5 protein-coding genes are annotated in these 6,639 nt (G+C 73.6%); 3 read left to right on the top strand and 2 right to left on the bottom strand.

What is annotated here, in order from left to right; all coding sequences use genetic code 11:
- Positions 1–84: 84 nt before the first annotated feature.
- A complete protein-coding gene (locus AC559T_RS21850) occupies positions 85–1,659 on the bottom strand; it encodes a WS/DGAT domain-containing protein (protein WP_498869928.1) in 1,575 nt (524 codons plus the stop codon).
- Between the two features lie 502 nt (positions 1,660–2,161).
- Complete coding sequence (locus tag AC559T_RS21845) at positions 2,162–2,389, bottom strand: hypothetical protein (protein ID WP_498869927.1); 228 nt, start codon at positions 2,387–2,389, stop codon at positions 2,162–2,164.
- A gap of 22 nt (positions 2,390–2,411) precedes the next feature.
- Here AC559T_RS21845 and AC559T_RS21840 point away from each other — a divergent pair, with 22 nt between their 5' ends.
- From AC559T_RS21840 to AC559T_RS21830, 3 genes are all read left to right on the top strand, one after another.
- The gene (locus AC559T_RS21840) at positions 2,412–4,805 is read left to right on the top strand and encodes a CaiB/BaiF CoA-transferase family protein (RefSeq protein WP_498869926.1); all 2,394 of its coding nucleotides are present in this window, start codon (positions 2,412–2,414) and stop codon (positions 4,803–4,805) included.
- A 184-nt stretch (positions 4,806–4,989) separates the two neighbouring features.
- Positions 4,990–5,391, top strand: coding sequence for a sigma-70 family RNA polymerase sigma factor (locus AC559T_RS21835; protein ID WP_498869925.1), 402 nt, complete (start codon positions 4,990–4,992; stop codon positions 5,389–5,391).
- Positions 5,384–6,520, top strand: coding sequence for a hypothetical protein (locus AC559T_RS21830; RefSeq protein WP_498869924.1), 1,137 nt, complete (start codon positions 5,384–5,386; stop codon positions 6,518–6,520). Before AC559T_RS21835 ends, AC559T_RS21830 begins: the two co-directional genes overlap by 8 nt.
- The last annotated feature ends 119 nt before the right edge of the window (positions 6,521–6,639 follow it).

Here is a 6,639-nt window from a genome sequence, read left to right as displayed (position 1 = left end):
GCTCCCCCCCCCCCCCCCCCCCCCCCCCCCCCCCCCCGCTTCGCTGGGCCCGACGCGGGCCGGTTCCGACAGGTCACGTGACAGTCACATGGCGGGGGCTGCCGGGGTGGTGGGGCGGCGGCGCCAGGGGCGGATGAGGGCGCCGACCTCGGTTCGGACGGCACCGGTCACCGCGCCCGAGACGGCACCTGAGACAGCGCCGGGCCCCGCGCCGGCCATGACGGCCGTCACCGCGGCCGATGCCGAGGACAGGCGCTGGGTCGGCACGCTCACCCCGACGGGCGAGTCGGACCGGCCCAGCGCGGCCAGCTCGGCCAGCCACAGATCGGCGAGCCGGGCGTGGTCCGGGACGCTCTCGCTGGCCACGAACGTGACCCCGACCCGGTCGTCCACGCCGAACATCGCCACGGCCAGGTGCTGACGTCCGACGAGCAGCGGGCCCATGCCGATCAGCCCGGTCATCCGGCGGCCGGCGATGGAGAGCGGGCCGCGGATCGACCGGGCGTTGGTCGCCACCAGCGCCATCTTGTTGATCTGGGCCGGGTAGCTGCCGACGTTCGCGAGCATGCGCTGGGTGGCCTTCGCCGCCATGAGCGGGAAGTGGTGGCGCTCCACCAGGCCCAGCCCGCCCTGCTTCATCCGGCGGGTCTCCGCCGCGATCATGGCCACCCGCCGGGCCGGGTCGGGCTCACCGCAGAACAGCGGGACTCGCGCCCCGGTGCTGTGGTTGGACAGGACGTCCTGTTCGGCCGCGGAGCGGATGCTGATGGGCATCAGCGCGTGCACCTGGCGGCCGCTGCGCTCCCACTCCGGCAGCGACCAGGCGCGCAGTGCTCCGGCGAGCGCCGCGAGGTAGACGTCGTTCACGGTGACGCCGTGCCGGCGGGCCACCGCGCGCAGCGTGGCGAGCTCCGTGGTCACCCAGGTGTGCCGCGCCGGGCCGCTCGGCGGGCCGCCCCAGGACTCGAGGCGCCGGGTCGGCAGCAGGCAGGAGATCCCGCGGCCGACGAACCGGGCGTAGTCGGCCGGGCGGGGGCGGCGGATCGTCGGAGCCAGCCCGAGATCGACCTCGTCGCTCTCGCCGAACAGCAGGTACATCACCCGGTAGAGCGCGAAGCCGTCCTGCTGGACGTGGCTGGATCGGTAGACCAGCGCGGTGCCCGTCGCGCCCGGGGTCGGGTCGCGCAGGAGGTAGAGCATCCACGGCGGCCGGGTGAGGTCGATCGGCCGGGCGACGATCGCGTCGACGGCGGCCCGCAGCCGGGCGTCGTGGGACGCGTCGGCAGCCTGCCCCGCCGCGGCGTCCCCGTCGGCGGGGGGCAGGTCGAAGACGACGACGTGGTCGTCGAGGTTCATGTCGGGGTCGGAGACCCAGCGGGTCTCCTCGGCCGACGCGCCCCGCTCGGGGGACCAGACCCGCACCGTGTCGAGACGGTCGGTCAGCATCCGGGCCCGCGGGTCGCGCAGCCGCTCGGCCACGTGGGCCCGCAGGGCCGGCAGGTCCAGCGGGGGGCCGTCGAAGTGCAGCAGCGCACCGATGTCCTGGTACTCACCGGGATTGCGCCGGACGAAGGCGAGATAGGCGCGGTCGCCCGGGGTCAGCGGGCGGACGTGCGCCGGTGTGTGACCCATGTTCGTGATCGCGTCGAGCAGACCCATCAGACGCTTCCCCAACCCGTCCGCGGGCGTTGGGTACAGGCCGAAACCAACTGATCAACGGTCCTGGCGGATCGGCGCAACTGTGCGCGAGAGATACCTATACCCATGCATCGATTACTGCCCGTACTGATAGGAACATCCGCAGTTGTGGCGGAGGTCTCTCGCCGCGAATCCAGGACGCACAGCAAGCGGATGGCAACCAGGAGCGATCAACGGGGATGACCAGCGGATACACCGCGTCCGGCTATGACCACGGTACATTCGGCCACGCGCACGAAAGTGCCACAAAGCGGTCGAACCGGGCGAATCGGGTGAGCTGCTCAGGCCACCGCAGGTCACGCCAGCGTGGCACCGCAGGTCACATCGCCGGCCGCCGCAGGTCACGCCGGCGGCGCATCGCAGGTCACGCCAGCGAGGCATCGCGGGTCACGCCAGCGAGGTGCCGCACGCACTGCGGGCCACGGGGCGGGCCCCTGCTGGTCAGAGCGGCGAGCCTCGCAGGTCAGGCCACCGGGAGGTCGCGGACGGCGGCCTTGCACGCCGCCCCGCCCACCGGAGAGAGTTGGCCGACGTCTACGTCGAAAATCTCCCTCGGCTGGCGGGTCCCGCCGGCCGCCACCGGTTGGAGGGGCTCGATGAGCACGGCGACATCACGATCGGACTCGGAGTTACCGCAGTCGGCCGACGGGACCACCGGCACCACGAGCACCACGAGCACCACGAGCACCATCGGCGCCGACAGCGCCGCTCCGTTGGCCGGGATCCGGGTGGTCGAGGTCGCCCTGGGGGTCAGCGCGGTCGGCGCGGGGCTGGCCGCCAGCCTCCCCGGCGCGCTGCTGCGCGACTTCGGCGCGCGGGTGACGCGGGTGCGCTCGCGCCGCCGTCCCACCCTGGACGCGGGGGTGGAATTCAGCCGGGTCTGGGATCACGGCAAGCAGATCATCGAGGTGGACGAGGGTGAGCCCGCGGCAGCGGAGACCATCGCCGCGCTCACCCGCGACGCCGACGTGGTCTTCCTGGCCGGGCCGGAGGAGGCGATCGAGCTTCGGGGGCTGGGCAGCGCGGACCTCGGCCGGGCCAACCCGCGGCTGGTCGCCGTCCGCGTCGGGGACGGTTTCAACGCGGGGGGCGGAACCGAGGGCCTGGAAATCCTCCTCGCGGCCCGGTCCGGCCTGCTCACCCAGATCAGGGCGAACCGTCCCGGCCCGGCGTTCGCCGACCTCACCGTGGCCAGCGCGGGCGCCGGTCTCGCGGCGACGGTGGGCGCCCTGGCCGGGCTCTACGAGCGGGAGTCGACCGGCCGCGGCGGCTGGGCCGAGACCTCGCTCGTCGACGGCCTCCAGGCGATCCTCCCGATGATCATCGGGCGGGTGGAGAACTCCTCGCCGTCGGTCAGGCTGCTCTGGAAGGAGCAGGGGCCCGCGGAGACGCTGGCGTACCGGTGCGCCGACGGCGGGTACGTCCAGCTGTGGTTCGGTGCCAAGGGCGCCTACGAGGCGTTCCTCGAGCACATGAACGAGCCGCCGAGCGAGAACGGCTACACCGCCGACCTGGTGTCCGGCGCGATGGCCGACCGCAGCGAGCGGTGGGCGCGCGCGTTCGCGACCCGCGACCGGTCCTGGTGGCTGCGGGACCTCGCCGGGGCGAACTTCCGCTGCGAGCCGGTGCTCCGCCCCGGCGAGGCGCTGCTGGACCCGCACGTCCGGCAGATCGGGCTGAGCGTGGAGCGCGACGACCCCGACCGCGGCACGATCACGGCACTGGGGCCGGTCGGCCGGGTGAAGCCGTGGGGCACCGCGTCGACACCGGGCACGGCGTCGGCACCGGGCGCCGCGTTGACACCGAGCGCTCAGACCGGGGCGGGCGCGGCGGGCGGCCCGAGCCGGCCCGACCCGGGCGCGCGGCTGCTCACCGGCGTCCGGGTCCTCGACGTGTCGGCCTACCTCGCCGGGCCGATCGCCCCGCTGATCCTCGCCGAGCTCGGCGCCGACGTGATCAAGCTGGAGCCGGGCACCGGGGACGTCCACCGCGGCATGGAGCCCATGTTCGCCGCCGGCCAGCGCGGCAAGCGGGCCGTCGCGATGAACATGAAGGCGCCCGGCGCCGCGGACGTCCTCGCCCGGCTGTTCCGCTGGAGCGACGTCGTCCACCACAACTCGCGGGTGGGCCTCGCCGACCGGCTCGGCTACGACGAGGCGACGGTGCGCGCCGTCAACCCCGACGTCGTCTACAGCCACTCCAGCGGGTTCGGGGCGACCGGCCCCCGCGCCCTCCTGCCCGCCAATGATCACCTGATGCAGGCGCTGTCCGGCGTCGAGGCGTCCCAGGGCGGGACGGGCCAGCCGCCGACGTTCCTCGTCTGGGGCGCGATCGACGTCACCAGCGGATGGGTGGCGGCCTGCGCGGTGCTCGCCGGCCTGTACGCGCGCCGCCGCGGCGGCGCGGGCCAGTCGGTGGAGACGTCCCTGCTCGGCGCGGCGCTGATGCTGAAGTCCGGCGCGTTCGTCGCGGACGGCGCCGTCGTCGAGGGCCCGGTCCTGGACCACGACCAGACCGGCTACGGCGCGGCGTACCGGATCTACCGGTGCGGCGACGGCGCGTGGCTCGCCCTCGCGGTGCCCGACGCGGCGGCGTGGCAACGGCTACGCGAGGCCGTGGCGGGCGGGGTCGCGACAGGAGAGGCCGTGGCGGGCGAGGGCGCCGCGGACGTCGGCCTGCCGCAGCACCCGCCACCGCTGCGGACCCGCCGCGGCGAGCGCCAGCCCGCCGAGGAGCTGCTGGAGGCGGTGTTCCGCACCGGTGCCGCCGCGGACTGGGTGGCCCGGCTCCAGGCAGCTGGGGTACCCGCGGAACTCGTCGCCGAGGTGGACCGCACGGGGTTCATCGCCCGGCTGGTCGACGACCCGGTCAACCAGCAGCTCGGACGGGTCGTCAGCTTCGACTGGGGTGAGCGGGGCCGGATCGACCAGCCGGCGTTCCCGCTCCGGTTCGGCCCGGCGGCCCGGCCCGCCGCCCAGCGCACCATCCCCCGGCTGGGCGAGCACACCCACGAGGTGCTCGACGCTCTTGGCTTCGACGCCGACGAGCGGGCCGCCCTGGTCGCCGCCGGCACCATCCCCCGGCCGGAGGCCGTGCCCGTCGGCTGACCGTGGCCGTCGGCTGACCGGGTGCGGACGGCCCCGGTTTCCCGTCCGGGGCCGTCCGCACAATTTTTTCGCATTTCCTCGGGTCGCATGTCCACCGATTTCCCACCCGCCTGCGTCTTGAAGGTGACCGACGTTCCGGCGGCATCCAGTGGGGAGCCGAGGACGGCGGCTGGGAGGGACATCAATGGCGGAACACTCCGCCTCGAAGACGGCGACGTTCGAGCTCTTCGTCGCCGCCCGCGGCACCGCGATGCTGCGCACCGCCGTCTTCCTGGCCGGTGACCCGCACACGGGCGAGGACCCGCTCGACGCCGCCACGGAGCCGATCGCGGACATCGCCCCGGACGGCACGGACGCGCTCTTCACCCGCGACCAGCTGTTCGCCGCGCTGCGCCAGCTCCCACCGCGCCAACGCGCCGTGATCGTGCTGCGCTACTTCGACGATCTCACCGAGGCCCAGATAGCGACCGCCGTCGGCTGCACCCCGGGCAGCGTCAAGACCCACGCCGCCCGCGGACTGGCCCGGCTGCGCACCGTCCTCGGCCCCGAGTACACCCCCGCGGAAAGGAGCGGCGCCCATGACTGACACAGACGCGGACCCCGGCTTCGAGCTGCGCCTGCGGGCGACGATGACCTCGGCCGCCCGGATCATCCACCAGCCCCCCGGCCTGGCGCAGCACGTGATCGAACGTGGACGCCGCCACCGCCGACGCAAGGCGCTCACCGCCGCCGTCGCACTGGCGGTCGCGGCCGTCGGCGCGGTGGTCGTCCCGCAGGTCCTCCCCGAGAAGAAGTCGGCGATGTACCCCGCCGACACCAGCATCCTGCGATCACCGCTCGACACGGTGTACGGAGTGGACGTCCACTGGCTGCCGGACGGGTACGGCGTGCGTTCCCGCGAGGCCCAGAACCTCTGGGGATCGACTTCGGACCTCGACCGGTTCCAGATCGTCACTACCTACAACAGCCTTCCGACGACCGCGAGGTTCGCACCCCACCAGGTGCGCGACGCACCGGAGAGCCGGGGCTACACGGTGGCGGTCGGCCGCGGTCCCGACCTGGATCTTGAGGCCAGGATGCGGCGGATAACCGAAGCGATCGGCGAGGCCGATGTGGCGAAACCGATCCGGGCAGCGGATGTGCGCGGCCACCCGACTTATACGTACGCGCCGCCTGCGCACGGGGCTTACACCGGAGAGGATCTGACCTTCTGGTTGACCTGGAGTCCGGAGCCGGCGGTCGTGCTCACCGTGTGGGGGCCGTCGGAGGCCGACACCCGGAGGATCGCCGAGAGTCTCGTCGTCGGGCCGGAGCCGGACATCTCCCCAGACCCGGGACAGTCGCTCCAGGTCGAGCAAGTGGTGCACGGCGCCTTCACCACCGGCCCTGGAACGGACCCGCAGGACACCCTTGACCGAGTGGAGGGCGGCGAGGGCCTACGCACCTCCATGGACGGGGCGCTACGGACCAACCGGGAGCTGCTGGAAAGCATTCGGGTCGCGTCAACCGGGCCGGTCACCTTCCTGAACGAGACCGAAGCCGTGCTCGCCTTTCAGGTGGAAGCCCAGGAACAGGCGGTCGGCGGGGTGGCGAAGGTCTCGTGGTACGGCTCGGTCCGCGTAATCCGGACCGCCGACGGGTGGAAGGTCAGGAAACAGGACTACTGTGCCAGCGCGACCTGGCTGCTGACCTGCCCACCGGTGACCATCTCGTGACCGGGAGACATCGGAGGCATCCCGCCGACGGGCCTCAAGGAGTCACCGGCGGTGGTCGGTGGCTCCGCGGGTTACCCGTGGTCGGCGCGGCCGCAGTGACGCTTGCCGCGCTCCTGGCC

It is taken from the genome of Frankia sp. Hr75.2, from assembly GCF_949319125.1.
GTDB lineage: Bacteria > Actinomycetota > Actinomycetes > Frankiales > Frankiaceae > Parafrankia > Parafrankia soli.
The sequence above is the reverse complement of the archived record's forward strand: the minus strand, read 5'-3'. Positions and strand labels throughout refer to the sequence as shown.